Consider the following 21,364-nt stretch of genomic DNA (forward strand, 5'->3'; position numbering starts at 1 on the left):
ATTTAATATATTGAAAAATAATAATAAATAATAGTTGGCATGGCTTGTGCAAATATATTTTTATCAAACTAAAGGTCAAAAGTCTTGCTGTATTTAGCCTTTGATGTTCTGCAAATAATGAAATAAGTGTAGAGGATAAACGAGATGAAAATAGGTGTATTTTGCCCGATTGGAAATAATGGCTGGCTGCTTTCGGAAACCGCGCCACAGTACATGCCTTCATTTGAACTAAATAAAAAAATTGTTCAACGTGCTGAGCATTATGGTTTTGACTTTGCTTTGTCGATGATCAAACTGCGTGGCTTTGGCGGGAAAACAGAGTTTTGGGATCATAACCTAGAAACATTTACCTTGATGGCTGGGCTCGCTGCGGTGACCAGTAAAATACAAATCTATGCAACAGCAGCGACGTTGGTGATGCCGCCTGCAATTGTGGCACGTATGGCATCAACCATTGATTCCATTTCAAATGGTCGTTTTGGTTTAAATGTCGTGACAGGCTGGCAAGCACCCGAATATACACAAATGGGGATGTGGCCAGGAGATGAATATTTTGCACAGCGCTATGAATATCTTTCTGAATATGTAGAAATTTTGCGTGAACTCTGGGCGACAGGTCGTTCAGATTTTAAAGGAGAGCATTTTACTATGCAGGACTGCCGTGTGAGTCCACGTCCGCAAGCAAACATGAAAATTATCTGTGCGGGCCAGTCTGATACAGGGCTTGAGTTTTCTGCCAAATATGCCGATTACAACTTTGTTTTCGGTAAAGGGCTGAATACACCGACAGCCTATGCAGAAATCAATGAGCGTTTAAAACAGCAAACCGATAAAACAGGTCGTGATGTACAAACCTATGTGTTGTTTATGGTGATTGCTGCGGAAACTGATGAAGAGGCGCATGCGAAATGGCAAACATATAACGCTGGTGCGGATATGGAGGCGATTAATTGGCTAATGAACCAAGGTGGTAAAGATACCAAATCTGGAACAGATACCAATATTCGCCAAATGACATCTTCGGTTTCGCCTGTGAATATCAATATGGGAACGTTAGTCGGTTCGTTTAAACATGTTGCGCAAATGTTGGATGAAATTGGTGAAATTCAGGGGACTGAAGGTATTTTGCTTACCTTTGATGACTTTGTACAAGGGGTCGAAGACTTTGGTAAGCATATACAACCTTTGATGAAATGCCGAGAACATATCGTGGTTGAAGTGGATGCACCACGCGCTGTTTTGGAGAAAAGCGCATGAATGAATCTATAGTCTGTGCAGAATTTACTAAACAAAGTCTGCACATAAAAACATTAAAAGCAGAACCTGAACAGATTGCCTTAGCACCTGAACACACGGCATTGATTGTGATTGATATGCAAAATGCCTATACCTCTGAAGGTGGTTATTTGGACTTGGCTGGGTTTGATGTATCTAAAACCAAACCTGTGGTTGAAAACATTCAAAAAACCATTACTGCTGCACATGCAGCTGGAATTCAGGTGATTTTCTTTAAAAATGGTTGGGATGAACAGTACCGTGAAGCAGGAGGGAGTGATTCACCAAACTTCCATAAGTCGAATGCTTTAAAAACCATGCGTAAAAATCCAGAGCTGCAGGGAAAGCTACTGGCAAAAGGTGGTTGGGATTTTGAGTTGATTGATGCACTCAAGCCTGAGCCACAAGATTTAGTCATAGAAAAGCCTCGCTATAGTGGATTCTTTAATACTGCGTTGGACAGTATGTTGCGGGTGCGTGGAATTCGAAATTTAGTTTTTGTCGGTATTGCGACCAATGTCTGTGTCGAGTCGACTTTAAGGGATGGTTTTTTCTTGGAGTATTTTGGGGTCGCTCTTAAGGATGCGTGCTATCAAGCTGGGCCTATCGAGGCGCAAGAAGCAAGTCTCTATAACATCAAAACCTTTTTTGGTTGGGTGTCTGATACACAAAGTTTTGTGGACACCATTGAAACCTCAAGCAGTCAAACACTGGCAAAACCAGCATAAGTCATACATACGAAAGATAGAGGAAACCTCATGCCTAAAGAAATTATTGTGCCTGAAGGCACAGCGAAACCACTTGCACCATTTGTACCTGCAACTAAGGCTGACAATATCGTCTATGTATCAGGCACCTTGGCTTTTGATGAACACAACAACGTTGTTCACGTTGGTGATGCAGCAGCACAGACTCGACATATTTTAGAAACCATTAAACGAGTCCTTGCAACCGCAGGTGGCACAATGGATGACGTCACTTTTAATCATGTTTTTGTGAAAGATTGGGCCGATTATGGCGCGATTAATGCTGTATATGCCGAGTATTTTCCAAACGATAAACCTGCACGCTATTGCGTACAGACTGGACTGGTCAAGCCAGAGGCTTTGGTTGAAATCGCTTCGGTTGCACATGTGGCTTAAGTGGAATAATCAAATTTTAATGCCCTGATATACGATTTTTTTAGGGCATGGAGAATACGATGAATGCAAAACTGATGAATCAAGATCAAGTTGAAACCTTGCTGAATCATAAAGCACCAGAGGCAATGGGTGAGGCAATGTTGGATCAACACACATTTCGTCAAGGTATGGCGAATCTAGGAGCTGCTGTCAATGTGATTACAACAGATGGGGGTGCGGGTCAGGCAGGCTTTACTGCATCGGCAGTATGCAGTGTGACCGATACACCGCCAACGTTGTTGGTGTGTTTAAACCGTTCAGCCTCTGTGTTTGAGACATTTAAAAGCAATCAAGTGTTATGTGTAAACACGTTGTCGAGTCAGCAACAACATTTATCTAATTTGTTTGGGGGGAAAACTCCAATGCCTGAACGTTTTGCTCAGGGCACATGGTCCACACTTTTGACCAATGCACCTGTATTGGAGGATGCCTTGGTGAGCTTTGATTGTGAAGTGGTACAAACTATGTCTGTAGGCAGTCACGATGTGTTGTTTTGTCAAGTCAAAGCCATGAAGCAAAGTTATGGACTAAATGCGCTGATGTATTTTAACCGTGGTTATTGTGAGCCATTACCAATGTGCTAATTCAAAAAATCCTACTTTTACAAGGAGGGGAAACCCATGCAAACAAAAGAATCGTGGTTTCCAAAATTTAAGCCTTATCAAGGTGATTTAGATACAACGCCTGTGCAAACAGATGAATACTTACCCGCAGGAAAAAGCATTATTTTGGGGTTGCAACATGCTTTTGCCATGTTCGGCGCAACCGTACTCGCCCCATTGTTGATGGGCTTTGATCCGAATCTAACGATCTTCATTACAGGCATTGGTACGATACTCTTCTTCCTCATGACCGGTGGACGTATGCCAAGTTATTTGGGGTCCAGCTTTGCCTTCATTGGAGCAGTGGTTGCAGTTACGGGTTATACAGGTGTTGGAGCAAACCCAAATCTTTCTTTAGCACTGGGTGGAACCATTGCATGTGGGGTGCTGTACGCGTTAATCGGTTTAGTTGTGATACGTACTGGTACGGCATGGATTGAAAAGTTGATGCCACCTATTGTGACAGGTGCCATCGTGATGATTATTGGTCTACACCTTGCACCAGTTGCGATCAAAAGTGTGTCAGCCAATCAGTTTGACTCTTGGATGGCATTAATCACGATTATTTGTATCAGTGTCATTGCTGTATTTACCAAAGGTATGGTGCGCCGTTTACTGCTACTTTTAGGCTTAGTTGCATCGTATTTTATTTATTTTTTACTCACTAATGTCATGGGTTTTGGCACTGCAATTGACTTTGCAAAAGTCGGTCAAGCAGCATGGTTTGGTTTACCAACTTTCCACAGCCCAACCTTTGATATAAACGCCATGATGTTGATTGCACCCGTTGCGATTATTTTGGTGGCTGAAAACTTAGGACATTTCAAAGCTGTGTCGGCGATGACTGGGAAAAATTTGTCTCCTTATATGGGACGCGGTTTCTTTGCAGATGGGGTATGTACCACACTGTCTGCTTCAGTTGGTGGCACAGGGATGACCACCTATGCTGAAAACATTGGGGTGATGGCAGTTACTAAAGTTTATTCAACCACAATCTTTGTTTTTGCAGGTGTATTTGCGATTTTACTGGGGCTTTCGCCTAAGTTTGGCGCAGTGATTAGTACAATTCCCGTTGCACTTTTGGGTGGTGCATCCATTGTGGTTTTTGGTTTGATTACCGTTGCTGGCGCAAAAATTTGGGTCGATAACAAAATTGATTTCACTAAGAACAGTACTTTAATGATTGGGGCCGTGTGTCTGATTATGGGAACTGGTAATTACAGCTTACAAATAGGAAGTTTTGACCTTGGTGGTATTGGCACTGCAACACTAGCAGCCATTCTGCTTAATCTTTTCTTGAACCGAGGCAGTGAAAAAGAGCAAGTCGTAGAAAAGTCGGACGATCAAATCAATAGCACTATTGCTCACAGTTAGGAGTACGTTTTGAGTCTGAATATTGCATTTATAGGACTTGGGGCAATGGGTTGGCACATGGCCTCCCATTTGCCAAAACTGGGTCATCCTGTTTGGGTGTGGAATCGCACAGCGGAAAAAGCGTCTGCACATGCGGAAACTTTTGGTACTTTGCAGGTTGAACTTCAACAAGCGATGCAAGCCGATGTGATATTTTCATGCTTACCGACCAGTGCAGATGTTGAAGTGTTAATTGCGTTACATCCACCCAAATTTGGAAGTTTATGGGTGGATTGTACCAGTGGAGTGCCTGAGTCTGCGCAGCGAATTTCCACTGATTTGGCAGCACGTGGTGTAACTTACTTAGATGCACCTGTTTCGGGTCAAACCATTGGTGCTGAACGCGGTACTTTGACGGTTATGGTGGGTGGTAATATCGCTGGATTTGAAAGGGCAAAACCTATTATTCAGGCATTTGCAGGGCTGATTGAATACGTTGGGGAAAGTGGTGCAGGCTTTGCGGTTAAGGCAGTGAACAATACGCTCATGGCAACGCATTTATGGGCACTGTCTGAAGGCATGTCTATTTTGAAGCATCAAGGCGTTGACTTAGCTGGCGCATTGAGTTGTATCAATCACTCCAGTGGTAAAAGTACCATGTCTGAAACGGTGATGGCGCAAAAAGTTTTGAGCCGCACTTTTCAAAAAACATTTGCTTTAAACCTGTTGCAAAAAGACATTGGTATTGCGATGGATCTGGCCAAAGAAGGACAGATGAAAACACCTATTTTTCAAATGACACAAGAACTGTTCTTAAAAACAGATCGAGAACAGGCTGCACAAGTAGATTTTAGCGCGGCCGTTACACAGTTAGAAAAGTGGAATAGTGTAAGGCTCGTTTAAGCTGGTCGCGTGGTAGAAAAGCATGGGAAAACTCATGCTTTTCTGTTTAAGTGATTTATTTATCAAATAAAAACATAAGCCCGACCAAATGTCAGTTTGCATTTAAAAATCAGGGTATGATAATGAGTGGATCATTAAAAACAACATAGGAAACATTGGTATGAGTACTGACTCAGCTTTTCCAACGCCTAATAATTTAGGGATAGCGGTTTATAGTAATAATGCAGAAGCGATTGGTAACACACCATTGGTTCGTATTAACCGAATTATACAAAGTCCAGCCACCGTTTTAGCCAAAGTTGAAAGCCGTAACCCTGCATTTTCAGTAAAATGTCGTATTGGGGCTGCGCTGATTGCGGATGGGGAAGCACGCGGTGTGCTGAAAGCGGGAATGCACATTGTCGAACCAACCAGTGGCAATACAGGCATTGCTTTGGCATTTGTTGCTGCTGCAAAAGGTTATGCGTTAACCCTGACTATGCCATCAAGCATGAGTATCGAACGTCGTAAAGTGATGAAAGCTTTGGGCGCGAACTTGGTTCTCACCGACCCTGCAAAAGGGATGCGCGGTGCGGTAGAAGAAGCACAGCGTTTGTTGGATGAAAATCCAGACACTTATTTTTTGCCACAACAGTTTGAAAACCCAGCAAACCCAGCTATTCATGAAGCAACCACTGGCCCAGAAATTTGGGACGCAACAGGTGGTAAAGTTGATATTTTAGTTGCAGGTGTTGGGACGGGCGGTACGATTTCAGGGATTTCAAGTTATTTTGAAAAAGTAAAAAAACAAGCCCTGTATTCAGTTGCGGTAGAACCTGCTGAATCGCCGATTATTGGTCAAACCAAACGTGGCGAAGCTTTGACGCCTGGACCACATAAAATTCAGGGCATTGGCGCTAACTTTATTCCTAAAAACTTAGACCTCGACTTGGTCGATGAAGTGATGCCAATTGATGCTGCTACAGCAATTGATTGGGCGCGTAAAACAGCAAGCCAAGAAGGTATTTTGGTGGGTATTTCAAGTGGTGCCGCGATGGCAGCAGCAGCTGAACTTGCTGCACGCCCTGAAAATGCAGGTAAAACCATTGTAGTGATTTTACCTGATGGTGGTGAACGTTATTTATCTTCAGTCTTGTTTGAAGATATTTCCGCAGACTAATTAAATATATGAAAAAAAGCTAAACATAAAATGTTTAGCTTTTTTTATACCGTTTAGAAGCTTAAAGGTCTGCGTGTGAAATTTTATCAGGTGTCATGAGGGCTTGGTTGACGTACAGTTTAATCAGACGCTCACGAGAACCGATTGATTTTTGATAATGCGTTGAATTGAGTAACAATGACGCACCGTAGGTCACTGTCCATACATAAGATAAATAGTCACGAATGGACATTGCGCTGTCTAAAGACTTTAAGTAGTCAGAAGTCATGTCTTTAATTTCGATAATACGTTGCTCACGTATTTGATAGAGCTTCTCAAAAAGTTCTTTGAGTTTACGTTCGTTATTGGTTAAACGTTCTTCAATAACGTGCAGTAAAATCGTACGGTTCGAGTTCAACATATTATAAAGCATGTATTCGGAAACATACGTTTTAATATCATTGTTATGCTTTTGAGAAATTTCTAGCAGGCGAGTTTCATTCAAGATAATCAGCTCTAAATAAAGTTGATTTTTACTTTTGAAATGCTTGTAGATCGTACCCTTCGCAATATCGAGTTCCGTTGCTAATTCGCTTAAGGTGATGTCTTGATTATTGTCTAATAATAAAGTCTCAGCCATGGCTAAAATTTTCTCTTTGCGTAATAGAAAATTTTGTTGGCGTACTGAAGTCATTGGCTTATTCCAGTGTATTCCATGAGAACTATAGAGAGGCTATTGAACTTGGTTGAAAATGAAAATTCAACTAAGGTCTTGGATATTACTACAATCGTTTTAAAAATATCCACTTGTTCAACAATAGAAATAAATTCAGGAACATTTTCGAATTTCGTTGTCAATAAATTTGATCTCTAGAGATCAAATTTGGTCCATTGCATTCCTTTTTCGTGATTTTTACACTATTGTCAGTATAGCCACTGTGTTCTTAGAGACGAGAACCTTTAGTGCTAAAGCCTCGAATGCAGTGTGGGTTGATAAATGGATCATCTATCGTATGGATCGATGTCTTATTCACGTGTGTTTGTTTTAATGTCTTTATAGATGACTCGCTTTGAGACGGTAGCACTATGAAAAACATTAAAATAAGATCTGAAACGATTAACCCCTTTGTAATATGAAAAAATAGATAGGGAATGTTTTTAAGTCACTTATTTGGCTTAAAGCAAATAAACCGCAAAAAAGGATGAAATAGAAAATGATTGTTATTGTAGACGGTGTACGTACAGCGATGGGTGGTTTTCAAGGTTCACTGGCGAGCTGTACCGCACCTGAACTTGGTGCGGTGACAATTAAAGAAGTGTTAAACCGTTCTGGCTTACAGCCGACCGATGTGGATGAAGTGATCTTTGGTTGTGTACTTCCAGCAGGTTTAAAACAAGGCCCTGCACGTCAAGCAATGCGTATGGCAGGTCTACCTGACTCAACGGGTGCAACAACCATCAATAAAATTTGTGGCTCTGGTATGAAAGCCGTCATGCAAGCGGCTGATGCGATTAAAGCGGGTTCAGCTGAGATTGTAGTGGCAGGTGGTATGGAGTCGATGTCAAATGCGCCGTACTTACTTGAAAAAGCACGCGCGGGTTACCGTATAGGGCATGGTAAAACAACCGATCACATGTTCCAAGAAGGTTTAGAGGATGCGGAAACAGGTCTGTCGATGGGTGTACTTGCTCAAGAAATGGCAGATAAAAAAGGCTATACCCGTGAGCAGCAGGATCAGTATGCCATTGGCTCTTTAAATAAAGCCGTTGCTGCGATTCAAGGTGGTTTTTTTAAAGATGAAATCGTGCCTGTGACGGTGAGTAGCCGTAAAGGCGATGTTGTGGTTGATCAGGATGAACAACCGCTCAATGCCAAAGTGGATAAAATTCCAACTTTACGTCCGGCATTTAAAAAAGATGGCACGATTACCGCGGCAAATTCGAGTTCTATTTCGGATGGTGCTTCGGCATTGGTTGTAACTTCATCCGAAGTTGCTGACGCACGTGGTCTTAAGCCATTGGCAAAAGTTGTGGCTTATGCAAGTAATTCCCAGCATCCATCTGAGTTCACCATTGCCCCTGTAGGTGCCATTGAGAAAGTTTTAGCTAAAGCAGGCTGGTCTGCGAGTGATGTAGATCTGTGGGAAGTCAATGAAGCATTTGCGATGGTCACAATGCTTGCAATTGATGGTTTTCATTTAGACCCTGCTAAAGTCAATGTGAATGGTGGTGCTTGTGCACTTGGTCATCCATTGGGTTCATCTGGTTCACGTATTATCGTGACTTTGCTGCATGCCTTGAAACGTACTGGTGGGAAAAAGGGTGTAGCTGCTTTATGTATTGGTGGCGGTGAGGCGACTGCTATTGCCGTCGAGCTGCTGGACTAAAACTGTAAATATTCTTAGCTATGCCTGTGAAGAAAATGATTTAAATAGCTATAATTCGGCATGGTCGATTTCATCAAAGGTTCGATTGATTCGGGCCTTTTTTGTTTTGTAAAATATATACAGATGATGCTACATAAATTTTCAGGAAAAGCATCTATTGTTCAGTACAGCTAAAGGTATAATTAATGTGCTTTTATTGTTGGAACGTCTGATATTAGACCTAGATGCCTGTAAAAGTAAGTTTTGAGCATTGGATCATCGCTATAATGGGTAGATGATGGATCGTCTACCATCACCATACATATAAGGAACATTTTTTTCGTGTTTGAACTGGACTGTAAATTACTCAGTATCTTTTTTTACGTTTATAAGTTTAAAAGTGTGTCACTTGCGGCTGATCATCTAGAAATGAGTCAACCGACGGTGAGTAACATTCTGAATAAAATTCGCCAACATTATAATGATCCGCTGTTTTTGCGGATTGGCAATGAAATGGTGCCAACTGAGCTGTCGAAACAGTTATTTCCATTGGTCAGTGAGGCGTTAAACAAGGTTGAAATCATCAATAACTTTACGATTGATTTCGACCAAGCCACTTCACAGCAACAGTTTAGTTTGGCCATGACCGATGTTTCACATTTGGTGTTGTTGCCGAAAATTTCGCAATACTTAAAGAAACATGCGCCGCATATTCGTTTGAATATCCGTCCGATCACCTCTGAAACCAGTTATCAAATGGCAAATGGTGAGATTGATTTGGCGCTGGGTTTTTTACCTCAACTGGAAAATGGCTTTTATCAACAGCAACTGTTCGAGCAGTATTATGTGGTGATTGCTGCCAAAGATCATCCGCGTTTGACAGGTGACAGTATCAGTGCAGCGCAGTACTTGGCTGAGTCACATATCGATATTGATGCGGGCATGGGGCATTACCATATTGAAAATGAACTGCTCAATTTAGAACTAAAACGTGACATTTTAATGCGTTTACCGAGCTATTTAGGGGTCGGCTTGGTGGTACAAGAAACCGATGCGATTGCTACAGTGCCATATTATTTGAGTGAAGTGCTGCTTTCACGTGGCAATTTAAAGATCTTTAATGCGCCAATTGCCTTCCCAAGTTATGGGGTGAAACAGTATTGGCATATGTCTTGTCATCATAAAACCAGTCATCAGTGGCTACGTCACATGTTCCATGAAATTTTAATGAAGTAATTCTTGAAATTTGATGCTTTTTAGTGCGCATAGCGAAAATATGCGTGCTTGAACTCTAAAGTGCCCATTTATTGCTCATAAATAGTATTACGAAGTTTAAAAATCGTAATACTAAATTGGCACAGCCTTTGCATCGTCTAATCTGAAAGAGTGATCTAGGGTTCCGATACATATCTATTTTATGTATGTCTGCGACCGAGAGTTCACGGTTCGAAAGAGCTACACGGAGGGATAAAAGCCCGGGAGGTAAACAGTTACGATTTAGGCAGAGGCGCATGAGCACAATAACTTATCACGACGATAACGCACTATGGACTGAACTTTTACCGGGTGGGCATCACTGGTCTGGGCGTATTCAACGCGGCACAGTGTTACAGTTTAAAGCCTTGGGGGCACAAGCCAACGTTTCTCTTTTCTGTGTCAACAGCGAAGATAAGCTCGAACGTTTTAATATGCCAGATAGCTTAAAGGCACAGCATACGGCATTTCTAAGTACAGGACATGTGTTGTATTCTGACTTAGGTCGGGTTATGGCCTCAATTGTTCATGATGATCATGGTTGGAATGATGCCTTGTGTGGTCCAAGCCGCACAGAACAGATCCAAAAACAATTCGGCACTCATACTTTTCAAGATACACGAAATGAGATGTATCGGAGTGGACGCGACAGCCTGTTGCTTGAAATGACCAAGTTCTCATTAGGTCAAGCCGACCTGTCAGCTACGGTCAACCTATTCTCTAAAGTTCGCCCTGATGATGCAGGCAACTTATCTTATATCGATGTCGATAATACCCATCAAACTATTGAACTGCGTTTTGAGATGGACTGTCTGGTGTTCTTATCTGCTGCGCCACATGGTTTGAGCCAAGCAGCAAAGTATCAGCCTGCCGATATTCAAATGCGCTTATTCAAAGCCTCCGCTTTAGCAGTACACGATGTCTGTCGTGATTCATGCCCGCAAAACCAACGCGGTTTTCAAAACAACGCGCGTTATTACGCATTTGATGTTGTTTAAGCCCAAGGAGAGTACGCATGACCATTTTACAAGCATTTGATCAAGCTGTTTTAAATGAAGTCTGTCCAGCGGGTGAGGCATGGATGGGTGAAGTCAAGAAAGGGCAGTATTTCCGTATTATTGATCTCGAAGGCAATCAAGCGGTCGATACCTTATTTATTTCTGCGAGCAACCCTGAAGAGCGTTACAGTGCAACTGATACTTTAGCCATCAATCAGCAGATTTATCTCGAAAAAGGCACAGCCTTATATACCAACTATGGCAACAAAATTGCCACGATCCATGATGATAACTGTGGTCGTCATGACACCTTAGGCGGTGCTTGTTCATGTGAAAGTAACACCGTACGTTATGCACACGACACATTTCCGATGCACAGCTGTCGCAATAACTTTATGACAGCTTTAGCTTTGCACCCAATTGCGAAAAAGCATGGACTGAATGTTCGTCATATTGGGCCGAATATTAATTTCTTTATGAATGTTCCTGTGAGCAGTGATGGGCATCTCAAGTTTGACGATGGAATATCGGCGCCCGGTAAATATGTTGAAATTCAAGCGGAGATGGATCTCATCGTGCTGATTTCTAACTGCCCACAACTGAACAACCCCTGTAATGCCTACAACCCGACTAAAATTCAACTGATTGTACGTGACGGCAAGGAGTAATCAGCATGTTTAAAAAAGTTCTCATTGCCAACCGTGGTGCAATTGCCTGCCGAGTAATTCGTACATTAAAGAATTTAGGCATTCAGTCTGTTGCGGTGTATTCAGAAGCAGATCGTGATTCCTTACATGTGACTTTGGCTGATGAAGCGGTATTTATTGGTGATAGCCCAGCCAGTCAAAGTTATTTAAATATTGAAAAAATTTTACAGGTCGCGAAAGAAGCAGGTGCTGAAGCCATTCATCCAGGCTATGGTTTCCTGTCTGAAAATGCGGAGTTTTGTGATTTGTGTGAGTCACAGGGCATCGTGTTTCTAGGGCCGAAATCTGCACAAATGCGTAGTTTTGGCTTAAAGCATACTGCGCGTGAACTTGCCATTCAGGCGAATGTGCCATTGTTACCGGGTAGCCAACTTTTAGCAGACGAAGCGGAAGCACTGATCGAAGCAAAGCGTATCGGTTATCCCGTGATGCTGAAAAGTACCGCAGGTGGCGGTGGTATTGGTATGCGTTTGGTGTGGAACGAAACAGAGCTTAAAGATGCTTATGCAACGGTATCTTATTTGGCACAAGCGAACTTTAAAGATGCAGGCTTGTATTTAGAAAAGTTTGTGGAAAATGCGCGTCATATTGAAGTCCAAATTTTTGGTGATGGCCAAGGTTTGGTTTTGGCTTTGGGAGAGCGGGACTGTTCAGTACAGCGCCGTAACCAGAAAGTAATCGAGGAGACCCCAGCACCGCATTTAAATGATGGACAACGTGATTATATTCAGGGTATTGCGATTCAATTGATGCAGTCAGTGGAGTACCGTTCGGCAGGTACGGTTGAGTTTGTGATGGATACAGACACCCAAAAATTCTACTTTTTAGAAGTGAATACACGGTTGCAAGTTGAACATGGCGTGACCGAGCAAGTATTTGCTGTAGACCTTGTAGAATGGATGGTCACTTTAGGTAGTGGTGACTGGACTGCACCAACAGAGGTGCTTAGATCTAAAGGCCATTCGATCCAAGTCCGTTTATATGCCGAAGATCCAATTAAGAACTTTCAACCCAGTGCTGGCTTACTGACCTATGTCGACTTTGACCCACATGCACGCAATGAAACATGGGTCGAAACAGGTTCAAATGTATCTTCCTTTTATGATCCAATGATTGCCAAAATCATTGTGACCCGCGAGAACCGTGAAAGTGCAATTCAGGCCATGAGCGATACTTTGGCAAAAACCTCAGTGGCAGGAATTGAAACCAATCTTGAGTATTTACAAAATATTATTGACTGTGAAGTGTTTAAAGCAGGGACACAGACTACACGTTTCTTAAATACTTTTGAGTGGAAAACCCAAAAAGTTGAGGTATTACAGTCTGGTATTCAAACGTCAATACAAGACGTCAATGGTCGTTTGGGGTACTGGGATGTTGGTGTTCCACCATCAGGTGCGATTGATCCACTATCGTTAAATGTAGCCAATCAACTATTGGGGAATCCATTTAATACCGCGGCGTTAGAATGTACATTACAAGGCCCAACTTTAAAGTTTCACTGTGATAGCCAAATCGTGATTACGGGTGGCGACATGCTTGCGACATTGGATGGTGTTGATGTTGCCATGTGGCAGACCCTTAATGTTAAAAAAGGGCAAATTCTTAAAACAGGTAAAATCACCACAGGTTGTCGAAGTTATATTGGTATTAAAGGCGGATTCAATGTACCTGCCTACCTAGGCTCACAAGCGACTTTTACTTTAGGTCAGTTTGGTGGTCATGCAGGACGCAATTTACTCATTGGAGATATGTTGCCGATTACGGCTTACAGCTCGGTAGAAACTGTTGCACTCAGTGCAGCACAAGTGCCAAGCTTTAGTCAGACTTGGAACATTGCAGTGATGTATGGACCGCATGGTGCGCCAGACTTTTTCACCAAACGAGATATTGAGCGCTTCTTTGAGCAAGAATTTGAAATTCACTTTAACTCAAGTCGTACAGGCATTCGTTTAGTCGGTGAAAAACCTGAATGGGCGCGTACCGATGGTGGTGAAGCAGGACTACATCCTTCGAATATTCATGATAATGCTTATGCCATTGGCGCGATTGACTTCACTGGAGATATGCCAATTATTTTAGGACCCGATGGTCCAAGCTTGGGCGGTTTTGTTTGCCCAGCAGTGGTTGTCAGCTCGGAACTTTGGAAAATTGGTCAGCTTAAAGCGGGCGATAAAGTTAAATTTATCCCAATTTCTTATGATCAAGCACAAGTATTAAATCAAAAATATAGCGCAGCGTTAACAGGGGATACGATTGAAAATGTAGAATTTGCTCCAAGCTTTCATGCTGAAATGGAGACCTTATCAGATGCCGTTTTAGCGACATTAAAAGGTGAGAACGCTAGACCTGATGTGACTTATCGTCCTGCAGGTAATAGTTATCTGTTGGTTGAATATGGAGAGTTGGTTTTAGATCTCAATTTACGCTTCCGTATTCATGCTTTAATGCAATGGGCTAAAGACCAAAGTATCGAAGGAATTATTGATTTAACACCAGGGATTCGTTCGCTACAAATTCACTTTGACTCATTAAAACTTGATCAGAAACATTTGTTAGCATTATTACAACAGGCAGAAAGTGAATTGCCTGATGTGACAGCAATGGAAGTGCCTTCGCGCACAGTCTATTTGCCTTTGGCTTGGGAGGACTCACAAACTCAGTTGGCGATTGAACGTTATATGCAAACAGTCCGTCCAGATGCGCCGTGGTGTCCTGACAATGTAGAGTTTATTCGTCGTATCAATGGTTTAGACTCAAAGCAAGCAGTGAAGGATATCGTATTCAGCACCAATTATTTGGTGATGGGTTTGGGAGATGTGTATTTGGGTGCACCTGTGGCAACGCCGCTGGACCCACGTCATCGTTTAGTAACTACCAAATATAATCCTGCACGTACATGGACGCCTGAAAATGCAGTCGGTATTGGTGGCGCATATATGTGTGTCTATGGTATGGAAGGCCCGGGCGGTTATCAGTTTGTTGGACGTACAACCCAAATGTGGAGTCGTTACCGCAAAAACCCCGACTTTGAACAGGATAAGCCATGGCTACTGCGCTTCTTTGATCAAATTAAATTTTATGAAGTGTCTGAAACAGAACTGATGCAAATGCGGGAAGACTTTAAAGCGGGACGCTTAAAGCTTCGTGTAGAAGATGGGGTTTTAAATCTAAAAGAATATAATGACTTCCTCATTGAAAATGCGGCATCCATTTCAAGTTTTAAAGCGGTACAGCAAGCGAACTTTGAAGAGGAACGCCGTCGCTGGCATGAGGCTGGTTTGGCTGAATATGTTTCTGAAAGCCTAGATGCTGTTTTAGATGACAGTGAAATTCAAATTCCTGAAGGTGGTTGTGCAGTAGAGTCTCACATGCCGGGTTCTATTTGGAAAATTGAATGTTCCTCTGGAGACATTGTGGAAGAAGGGGCAACTTTGGCCGTGATTGAAGCCATGAAAATTGAAATTCCCATTATTGCACCTGAGCGGATGAAGGTTGAAGCCATTACCATTGAAAAAGGGCAAACGGTAAAAACAGGTCAGGTGCTGTTTACACTGGCACCTTTAGCCTAAACTCAAATATCAAGAAATACAAAAAAGGCTGCTTAAGCGGTCTTTTTTTGAATCTGAAAGGTGAATTTATCTAGTGCTGACAATAAATCGTTTTGTTAAATTAAGATTGCAACCCATAACAAAAAATAGATTGTTATGAAATGGTTATAAAATGATGTTTTGAATCAAAATATGCTAATTTAGTGAGACGCTTAAAAACATTATGGCTTGTATGAAAAAAACATTACTCGGCATGTTATTCATGTTAACTTCATCAGTGCTTATGGCAAATACGCCAAGTCAGGCTGAGGATACTCAAGCATCAAATCAAAATAATATTCGTGTAACGACTCGCCCTGAAATTGTGGGCTTATGGGGAATGGAAATTCCAAATAACCGTAAATGCGTTGAATACTATAATTTTAAAAGTAATAGTGATGTTGTGATTAAAAGTGGGGAAGAATGGTCTACGGGAATTTATGATTACCAGCCATCTACCGATAAAAATGTGCAACTGCCTGCTTTGATTTTGCAAGTCAAATTTGACAATAACCAAGTGGATTGTTCTGGGTCTCAAGAAGATCAGACTGGTGAAATGTCTCAGTATTTTGTGAAATGGCAAAGTCCATCGACTATTAATTTTTGTGCCAATGATAAAGCACAGCAATGCTTTGCAACACTACGTCGCGTATTGCCTTAATTAATTGTTTTATAAATAAAAAACCGCGATAAATCGCGGTTTTTTATTTAAGGATCAAGAAAACTATTATTTGTCTTGATTACCTTCAATTTGCTTTAACAAATGCTTTTCAAGGTAGTGAATATCCATCGCTTGTTCACAGAATTTTTCATCTTGAAGAATCAAATCTTTATGCAATGGAATATTGGTTTTAATACCGGTCAGAATCATTTCATCAAGCGCTTGGCGCATTCGAGCAAGTGATGTTTTACGATCCTTACCGTGTGCGATCAGCTTTGCAATCATCGAGTCATAGTATGGCGGAATGCTATAGCCTTGATAGATATGCGAATCAAGACGAATACCTGCACCACCTGGCACATAAAAATTCTCAATTTTACCTGGTGAAGGCAAGAAGGTCGTTGGATCTTCAGCATTGATACGGCATTCAATCGCATGTCCTTTGACTTCAACTTGATCTTGTTCAATTTCAAGACCTAAGCCACCAGCAATGCGGAGCTGTTGTTCAATAATGTCGATACCTGTCACCATTTCAGTTACAGGGTGCTCAACTTGAACACGTGTATTCATCTCAATAAAGAAGAATTCACCATCTTCAAACAAGAACTCGAATGTACCTGCACCACGGTACTGCATTAATTTACAAGCATTTACGCAAGCTTCTAAAATGTCAGCACGTGCTTGTTCAGGTAAATTTGGCGCTGGCGCTTCTTCTAACACTTTCTGATGGCGACGCTGTAAAGAGCAGTCGCGGTCATAGAGGTGAATTGCGTGGCCATTACCGTCGGCAAGAACTTGGACTTCAACGTGACGAGGTGTTTGTAGGAAACGTTCCATATACACCGTGTCATCGCCAAACCACATTTCAGCATCACGCTGTGCGGCTTGAACGGATTCGAGCAGGGTATCGACACGTTCTACAATACGCATACCACGACCACCACCACCAGAAGCAGCTTTCACGATCAATGGGAAACCAATTTCTTTAGCTTCAGCCAGCGCATTTTGCGGTGTAACCGCATTTGCAGAACCCGGTACGGTTGGAACACCTGCTTTACGCATTGCAGTAATTGCAGAAACTTTGTTACCCATCAAACGGATGTGTTCAGGGCGTGGTCCAATAAAAATGAAACCTGAGTTTTCTACAATTTCAGCAAATTCAGCATTTTCTGATAAGAAGCCATAACCTGGGTGAATGGCATCTGCACCTGAAATTTCAGCTGCTGTAATAATGGCAGGAATATTCAAGTAGCTTTCGCTGCTTGCACCCGGTCCAATACATACTGCTTCATCTACAAAACGTAGGTGCATTAAGTCTTTGTCGGCATCTGAATAGATACCTACAGTCTTAATCCCTAAAGTTTTGCAGGCACGGGTGATGCGAAGGGCAATTTCACCACGGTTTGCAATTAAAACTTTTTGCAACATTATAAGTCCCCGTCTATTACGCGCGGTAGCGGAATAATGGTTGACCGAATTGGATCACTTCGCCGTTTTTCACTAAAATTTCTTCAACCACACCGCTTTGCGTTGCTTCAATCGGGTTCATGATTTTCATTGCTTCGATAATACCAAGTGTTTCACCAGCAGTGATGGTTTGACCGACTTTAACAAATGGCGCTTCACCTGGGCTTGGAGCCGCATAAAACACACCAACCATTGGAGAAGTTTCTACAGCACCACGTGGTGTTTTAGCCGCTGGAGCCTGAGCAACAGGAGCTGCCATAGCAACAGGAGCACCAGCTGCAACAACTGGACTGCGACGAGTCAGCGCAATCGATTGATCACCTTCTTTAACTTCAATCGCTTGTAAGTCAGATTCAATCATCAGGTCGATGAGTTTCTTGATTTTACGAATATCCATGTGACAGTATTCCTAATTATGATTGCGTAGAGGGTTGAATTTTAGTGAGAGCGTAATTGAGCGCAGCGCTATAACCTTGAGCACCTAAGCCACAAATAACGCCAACGGCTTTATCTGATAAATATGAATGATGTCTAAACACTTCGCGCGCATGAACATTCGATAAATGAACTTCAATAAATGGGATGGCTACACCAAGCAGGGCATCACGTAGAGCAACAGAGGTATGCGTGAGTGCAGCAGGGTTAATAATAATAAATTGGACACCATCCGCTTGGGCTTGATGAATACGGTCGACAATGGCACCTTCCCAATTACTTTGAAAAGTGTCGAGAGAAATTGAAGCATTTTCAGCTTGTACAATGAGTTGCTGATTGATGTCGTTCAGCGTTAGAGAACCATAGACCTCTGGTTCGCGCTTTCCTAGCAAATTTAGATTCGGTCCATGAATAACCAAAATGGTCGAACTCATTTAGCTTGCTCCATTTATAAATTGCAATAAATCTTTGCAAGATGGCTGCAAAGTTTGCGTATTATGGCATAAAGTTCTACATTTTTTTTATAGTTTGTTTGAATTGACGTAGATGCTTAGTGCCAAACTTCGGCAATATAATGTAAATTTTGCAAGGAATTGGCAATGTTAAAAGATTACAAATTTTCGGATTATTACTCTTTTTTACATTGTAAGCCAAATTGACCAAAAGCAGCAGATTTGTTTTCGTTTTGTGCCACAGGTGCAACTCAAGTCTTGAAAAGAGGGCAATTCAGACTTCTTAGTCGGTAGCTCTCTCTGCATCAGATCTAGATCAATTCTTATATGGCTAAACTGTATATCAAAATAAAACTGAAGTCTGATATGGTTTGTATATGTAGATGATCTGATCAATTTATTCTAGCTCTTTTGGCTGGCTGGACGACCATGATCAATTCAGTTGCTAAGCTTTATTGGATCAATATTGAACTTAAAGAATATCACTTTAATCAATTAAAACATTAACTTGTTACGTTAAAATGTATATGGACGTTTTTGTCTGTTGTTAAAGTCTATTTAGCTGACGTCATTAACTTTTAGAAAAAACTGAAAAACTTGAAACAGTAAGTGGACAATTAAGGTTTCTAACGGTGCTTTTCAGCATCCTCTTGGTTGAGAGATTTTACCGTTAAATAAGCAAAAGACTGTAGAAAAATTACTGAGTAGCAGTTTGTATTGGAAAAATATCCTCCTATTGCGTCAGGGCTTATGCTGTGAGAGAAGATTTTATAAAAGAAAACGATTGGCTATTTTGCTCATTTTAGCTGTGTAGATTCGGCTTTACATGATGGGATCTAGTGAGTTTAGGATTGGCAATAAGTGAAATTCCGAAGATATGATTTTGAAATCATAATAATTTTAGTTTGTTTTATATACAATTTTTGAGTTTTAATGATTTTAAGATGAAAAACAGAATGAGCTAAAGCCATCATCTTTTTAATGCTGAGTTTTACGCATTCTTACCTCTTTATTTAAATAGATAAAAAAAACAGCCCATGTTGGGCTGTTTTGCGTTCAGATCTAGATCATTAAGCAATAAAGTCTAAGATGGCCTGATTGAAGGCTTTGGGCTGTTCGATATTTGAAATATGAGAGGCATCGATTTCAAATAGGGCACTACTTCGGATGTGATTCACCATGTACTGTGCATCTGAGACTGTTGTTACGGGGTCTTTACGCCCTGCAATAACAAGTAAAGGCACTTGAATGCTTTCGAGTTTTTCACGTAAATCCGCTTTAGCCAAAGCTTCACAGCAACTCGCATAACCTTCTGGGCTGCCAGCACCTAAGTCGTTTGAAAGCGCTGCTACAGTTGCTGCGTTGCTTTGGATAAAGGGTTCGGTAAACCAACGGCTCGCAGCTGTCGATGCAATGGGTTCTAAACCTTGGGTACGTACTAACGATGCACGATCATTCCATGCTTGTTCATTGCCAATTTTGGCTGAGGTATTACATACAATGGCGCGGTGAAAACGTTCAGGTTTATGAATGACTAACCACTGACCTGTAAGTCCGCCCATTGAAATGCCGCAGAAAATGGCTTTCTCAATGTTTAAATGATCCAGTAAATGTATCAGGTCTAGACCAAGTTGTTCAATATCATATGGCCCTTGAGGTGTGGAAGACTGGCCATGCCCGCGAGTGTCATAGCAAATCACAAAATAGTTTTTCTGGAAAAAAGTAATTTGTGGTTTCCACATGTTGAAGTTTGTGCCTAGCGAGTTTGAAAAAACGATCGCGGGATTTTTGGGGTCACCAAAGGTCTGATAGTGAATTTCGGCATTATTTGAAGTAAAACTTGGCATATGCTTTTCCTTAATTCATTAAAAATTTTGAGTGTTTCCACTGTTATTCTCAGCAAAAGTGTTATGAGCAGAAACACCACGTCAGATTAGAAGGAGGATTAAACGCGCTGAATAATCAGCGCAATGCCTTGACCAACACCAATACACATCGAACATAGCGCATAGGTTCCACCTGTTTGCTCCAATTGGTTCAGTGCAGTCGTGACCAAACGCGCACCCGATGCACCCAACGGATGACCAATCGCAATTGCACCACCATTTGGATTCACTTGTGTGGTGTCATCTACCAGACCAAGGTCACGGGTTACGGCTAAAGCTTGTGCAGCAAAGGCTTCATTCAGCTCAATCACATCCATCTGCTCTAATGTCAGATTGGCTTGTTTAAGAAGCTTCTTAATCGCAGGTGCTGGGGCAAAGCCCATGATGCGTGGTTCAACCCCCACTGCTGTTGAAGCAATGATTTTGGCACGCGGTTTAAGTTGGTACTGCTGAATCGCTTGTTCCGAAGCAATCAGTACAGCAGCTGCACCGTCATTGATGCCTGATGCATTCCCCGCAGTGACGGTGCCTTCTGCTGTCACAACTGGCTTCAGTTTTGCCAAACCTTCTAAGGTGGTCGATGCACGTGGATGTTCATCCGTGTCGACCACAATCGGATCACCCTTACGCTGTGGAATATTCACAGAGATGATCTCATGTGTAAAAAAGCCTTGAGCTTGCGCGGTTGCGGTGCGCTGTTGACTCGCCAAGGCAAACTGGTCTTGATCTGTGCGATCAATATTAAATTGTTGTGCCACGTTCTCCGCGGTTTGCGGCATGGTGTCTACACCATACATCGCTTTGAGCTTAGGATTGATAAAACGCCAGCCCATGGTAGTGTCTTCAATCTTCTGGCTACGGCCATAAGCGGTTTCTGATTTGCCCATGACAAAAGGTGCACGAGACATACTTTCGACGCCACCTGCAATGATCAGATCGGCTTCACCTGCTTTAATCGCACGCGCTGCCATGGCAATCGCATCGAGTGATGAGCCACATAAGCGATTCACTGTCGTGGCAGGAACTTCAACGGGTAAGCCTGCAAGGAGTGCTGACATACGCCCCACATTACGGTTATCTTCACCCGCTTGGTTGG

At 42.0% G+C, this 21,364-nt stretch carries 19 protein-coding genes and 1 riboswitch; of the genes, 13 read left to right on the forward strand and 6 right to left on the reverse strand.

Annotated elements, in window-relative coordinates; genetic code table 11:
- Nucleotides 1–144: 144 nt before the first annotated feature.
- From rutA to cysK, 7 genes are all read left to right on the forward strand, one after another.
- Nucleotides 145–1,257, forward strand: coding sequence for a pyrimidine utilization protein A (rutA, locus tag GVX98_RS12735; RefSeq protein ID WP_159128292.1), 1,113 nt, complete (start codon nucleotides 145–147; stop codon nucleotides 1,255–1,257).
- Nucleotides 1,254–2,003: a pyrimidine utilization protein B gene (rutB, locus tag GVX98_RS12740; RefSeq protein WP_159128293.1), complete on the forward strand. Its 750-nt coding sequence runs from the start codon at nucleotides 1,254–1,256 to the stop codon at nucleotides 2,001–2,003. The genes rutA and rutB overlap by 4 nt, the downstream gene beginning before the upstream one ends.
- A gap of 30 nt (nucleotides 2,004–2,033) precedes the next feature.
- A complete protein-coding gene (gene rutC / locus GVX98_RS12745) occupies nucleotides 2,034–2,417 on the forward strand; it encodes a pyrimidine utilization protein C (RefSeq protein ID WP_004979782.1) in 384 nt (127 codons plus the stop codon).
- 125 nt (nucleotides 2,418–2,542) lie between these two features.
- Nucleotides 2,543–3,040 carry an NADH-dependent FMN reductase RutF gene (gene rutF / locus GVX98_RS12750; RefSeq protein WP_228128112.1) on the forward strand — a complete coding sequence of 166 codons (498 nt, stop codon included), beginning with the start codon at nucleotides 2,543–2,545 and terminating at the stop codon, nucleotides 3,038–3,040.
- 36 nt (nucleotides 3,041–3,076) lie between these two features.
- Entirely contained in the window at nucleotides 3,077–4,432 is a 1,356-nt protein-coding gene (rutG, locus tag GVX98_RS12755) for a pyrimidine utilization transport protein G (protein ID WP_004979776.1), read from the forward strand.
- Nucleotides 4,433–4,441: 9 nt separating this feature from the next.
- On the forward strand, nucleotides 4,442–5,314 hold the full coding sequence (locus tag GVX98_RS12760; RefSeq protein WP_171503349.1) for an NAD(P)-dependent oxidoreductase: 873 nt from the start codon (nucleotides 4,442–4,444) through the stop codon (nucleotides 5,312–5,314).
- A gap of 160 nt (nucleotides 5,315–5,474) precedes the next feature.
- The gene (gene cysK / locus GVX98_RS12765) at nucleotides 5,475–6,473 is read left to right on the forward strand and encodes a cysteine synthase A (RefSeq protein WP_004979769.1); all 999 of its coding nucleotides are present in this window, start codon (nucleotides 5,475–5,477) and stop codon (nucleotides 6,471–6,473) included.
- Nucleotides 6,474–6,534: 61 nt separating this feature from the next.
- Here cysK and GVX98_RS12770 read toward each other — a convergent pair whose 3' ends face one another.
- On the reverse strand, nucleotides 6,535–7,146 hold the full coding sequence (locus tag GVX98_RS12770; protein WP_004979767.1) for a TetR/AcrR family transcriptional regulator: 612 nt from the start codon (nucleotides 7,144–7,146) through the stop codon (nucleotides 6,535–6,537).
- A 520-nt stretch (nucleotides 7,147–7,666) separates the two neighbouring features.
- On the opposite strand from GVX98_RS12770, the gene GVX98_RS12775 reads away from it, so the two are divergent.
- The 6 genes from GVX98_RS12775 to GVX98_RS12800 all read left to right on the forward strand — a co-directional run bounded on the left by GVX98_RS12775 (nucleotide 7,667) and on the right by GVX98_RS12800 (nucleotide 16,028).
- Nucleotides 7,667–8,839 (forward strand): thiolase family protein, encoded by a 1,173-nt coding sequence (locus GVX98_RS12775; protein ID WP_004979766.1) that lies wholly within the window; start codon nucleotides 7,667–7,669, stop codon nucleotides 8,837–8,839.
- 321 nt (nucleotides 8,840–9,160) lie between these two features.
- The gene (locus tag GVX98_RS12780) at nucleotides 9,161–10,054 is read left to right on the forward strand and encodes a LysR substrate-binding domain-containing protein (RefSeq protein ID WP_159128294.1); all 894 of its coding nucleotides are present in this window, start codon (nucleotides 9,161–9,163) and stop codon (nucleotides 10,052–10,054) included.
- A 144-nt stretch (nucleotides 10,055–10,198) separates the two neighbouring features.
- A riboswitch (guanidine-I (ykkC/yxkD leader) is annotated at nucleotides 10,199–10,302 on the forward strand.
- 27 nt (nucleotides 10,303–10,329) lie between these two features.
- Nucleotides 10,330–11,070, forward strand: coding sequence for an urea amidolyase associated protein UAAP1 (locus GVX98_RS12785; protein WP_159128295.1), 741 nt, complete (start codon nucleotides 10,330–10,332; stop codon nucleotides 11,068–11,070).
- 17 nt (nucleotides 11,071–11,087) lie between these two features.
- A complete protein-coding gene (locus GVX98_RS12790) occupies nucleotides 11,088–11,738 on the forward strand; it encodes an urea amidolyase associated protein UAAP2 (protein ID WP_159128296.1) in 651 nt (216 codons plus the stop codon).
- A 5-nt stretch (nucleotides 11,739–11,743) separates the two neighbouring features.
- Nucleotides 11,744–15,349 carry an urea carboxylase gene (uca, locus tag GVX98_RS12795; RefSeq protein ID WP_159128297.1) on the forward strand — a complete coding sequence of 1,202 codons (3,606 nt, stop codon included), beginning with the start codon at nucleotides 11,744–11,746 and terminating at the stop codon, nucleotides 15,347–15,349.
- Between the two features lie 241 nt (nucleotides 15,350–15,590).
- Nucleotides 15,591–16,028: a hypothetical protein gene (locus tag GVX98_RS12800; protein ID WP_224469288.1), complete on the forward strand. Its 438-nt coding sequence runs from the start codon at nucleotides 15,591–15,593 to the stop codon at nucleotides 16,026–16,028.
- Between the two features lie 66 nt (nucleotides 16,029–16,094).
- Here GVX98_RS12800 and accC read toward each other — a convergent pair whose 3' ends face one another.
- From accC to pcaF, 5 genes are all read right to left on the reverse strand, one after another.
- The gene (accC, locus tag GVX98_RS12805) at nucleotides 16,095–17,456 is read right to left on the reverse strand and encodes an acetyl-CoA carboxylase biotin carboxylase subunit (protein WP_005399493.1); all 1,362 of its coding nucleotides are present in this window, start codon (nucleotides 17,454–17,456) and stop codon (nucleotides 16,095–16,097) included.
- A 16-nt stretch (nucleotides 17,457–17,472) separates the two neighbouring features.
- On the reverse strand, nucleotides 17,473–17,892 hold the full coding sequence (gene accB, locus GVX98_RS12810) for an acetyl-CoA carboxylase biotin carboxyl carrier protein (protein ID WP_004979753.1): 420 nt from the start codon (nucleotides 17,890–17,892) through the stop codon (nucleotides 17,473–17,475).
- Between the two features lie 16 nt (nucleotides 17,893–17,908).
- On the reverse strand, nucleotides 17,909–18,364 hold the full coding sequence (gene aroQ / locus GVX98_RS12815; protein ID WP_159128298.1) for a type II 3-dehydroquinate dehydratase: 456 nt from the start codon (nucleotides 18,362–18,364) through the stop codon (nucleotides 17,909–17,911).
- Nucleotides 18,365–19,452: 1,088 nt separating this feature from the next.
- Nucleotides 19,453–20,229 carry a 3-oxoadipate enol-lactonase gene (pcaD, locus tag GVX98_RS12820; protein WP_159128299.1) on the reverse strand — a complete coding sequence of 259 codons (777 nt, stop codon included), beginning with the start codon at nucleotides 20,227–20,229 and terminating at the stop codon, nucleotides 19,453–19,455.
- Nucleotides 20,230–20,327: 98 nt separating this feature from the next.
- On the reverse strand, nucleotides 20,328–21,364 hold a 1,037-nt coding region (gene pcaF, locus GVX98_RS12825; RefSeq protein WP_159128717.1), incomplete at its 5' end, for a 3-oxoadipyl-CoA thiolase.

The organism is Acinetobacter sp. 8I-beige (genome assembly GCF_902505955.1).
GTDB classification, from domain to species: domain Bacteria; phylum Pseudomonadota; class Gammaproteobacteria; order Pseudomonadales; family Moraxellaceae; genus Acinetobacter; species Acinetobacter johnsonii.

Coding starts and splice junctions, on each gene's coding strand:
- rutF (WP_228128112.1), top strand. CDS start 2,543: ATGGGTGAGGCAATGTTGGATCAACACACATTTCGTCAAGGTATGGCG.
- cysK (WP_004979769.1), top strand. CDS start 5,475: ATGAGTACTGACTCAGCTTTTCCAACGCCTAATAATTTAGGGATAGCG.
- rutB (WP_159128293.1), top strand. CDS start 1,254: ATGAATGAATCTATAGTCTGTGCAGAATTTACTAAACAAAGTCTGCAC.
- GVX98_RS12800 (WP_224469288.1), top strand. CDS start 15,591: ATGTTAACTTCATCAGTGCTTATGGCAAATACGCCAAGTCAGGCTGAG.
- rutA (WP_159128292.1), top strand. CDS start 145: ATGAAAATAGGTGTATTTTGCCCGATTGGAAATAATGGCTGGCTGCTT.
- pcaD (WP_159128299.1), bottom strand. CDS start 20,229: ATGCCAAGTTTTACTTCAAATAATGCCGAAATTCACTATCAGACCTTT.
- aroQ (WP_159128298.1), bottom strand. CDS start 18,364: ATGAGTTCGACCATTTTGGTTATTCATGGACCGAATCTAAATTTGCTA.
- rutG (WP_004979776.1), top strand. CDS start 3,077: ATGCAAACAAAAGAATCGTGGTTTCCAAAATTTAAGCCTTATCAAGGT.
- GVX98_RS12785 (WP_159128295.1), top strand. CDS start 10,330: ATGAGCACAATAACTTATCACGACGATAACGCACTATGGACTGAACTT.
- GVX98_RS12775 (WP_004979766.1), top strand. CDS start 7,667: ATGATTGTTATTGTAGACGGTGTACGTACAGCGATGGGTGGTTTTCAA.
- GVX98_RS12770 (WP_004979767.1), bottom strand. CDS start 7,146: ATGACTTCAGTACGCCAACAAAATTTTCTATTACGCAAAGAGAAAATT.
- uca (WP_159128297.1), top strand. CDS start 11,744: ATGTTTAAAAAAGTTCTCATTGCCAACCGTGGTGCAATTGCCTGCCGA.
- accB (WP_004979753.1), bottom strand. CDS start 17,892: ATGGATATTCGTAAAATCAAGAAACTCATCGACCTGATGATTGAATCT.
- accC (WP_005399493.1), bottom strand. CDS start 17,456: ATGTTGCAAAAAGTTTTAATTGCAAACCGTGGTGAAATTGCCCTTCGC.
- rutC (WP_004979782.1), top strand. CDS start 2,034: ATGCCTAAAGAAATTATTGTGCCTGAAGGCACAGCGAAACCACTTGCA.
- GVX98_RS12790 (WP_159128296.1), top strand. CDS start 11,088: ATGACCATTTTACAAGCATTTGATCAAGCTGTTTTAAATGAAGTCTGT.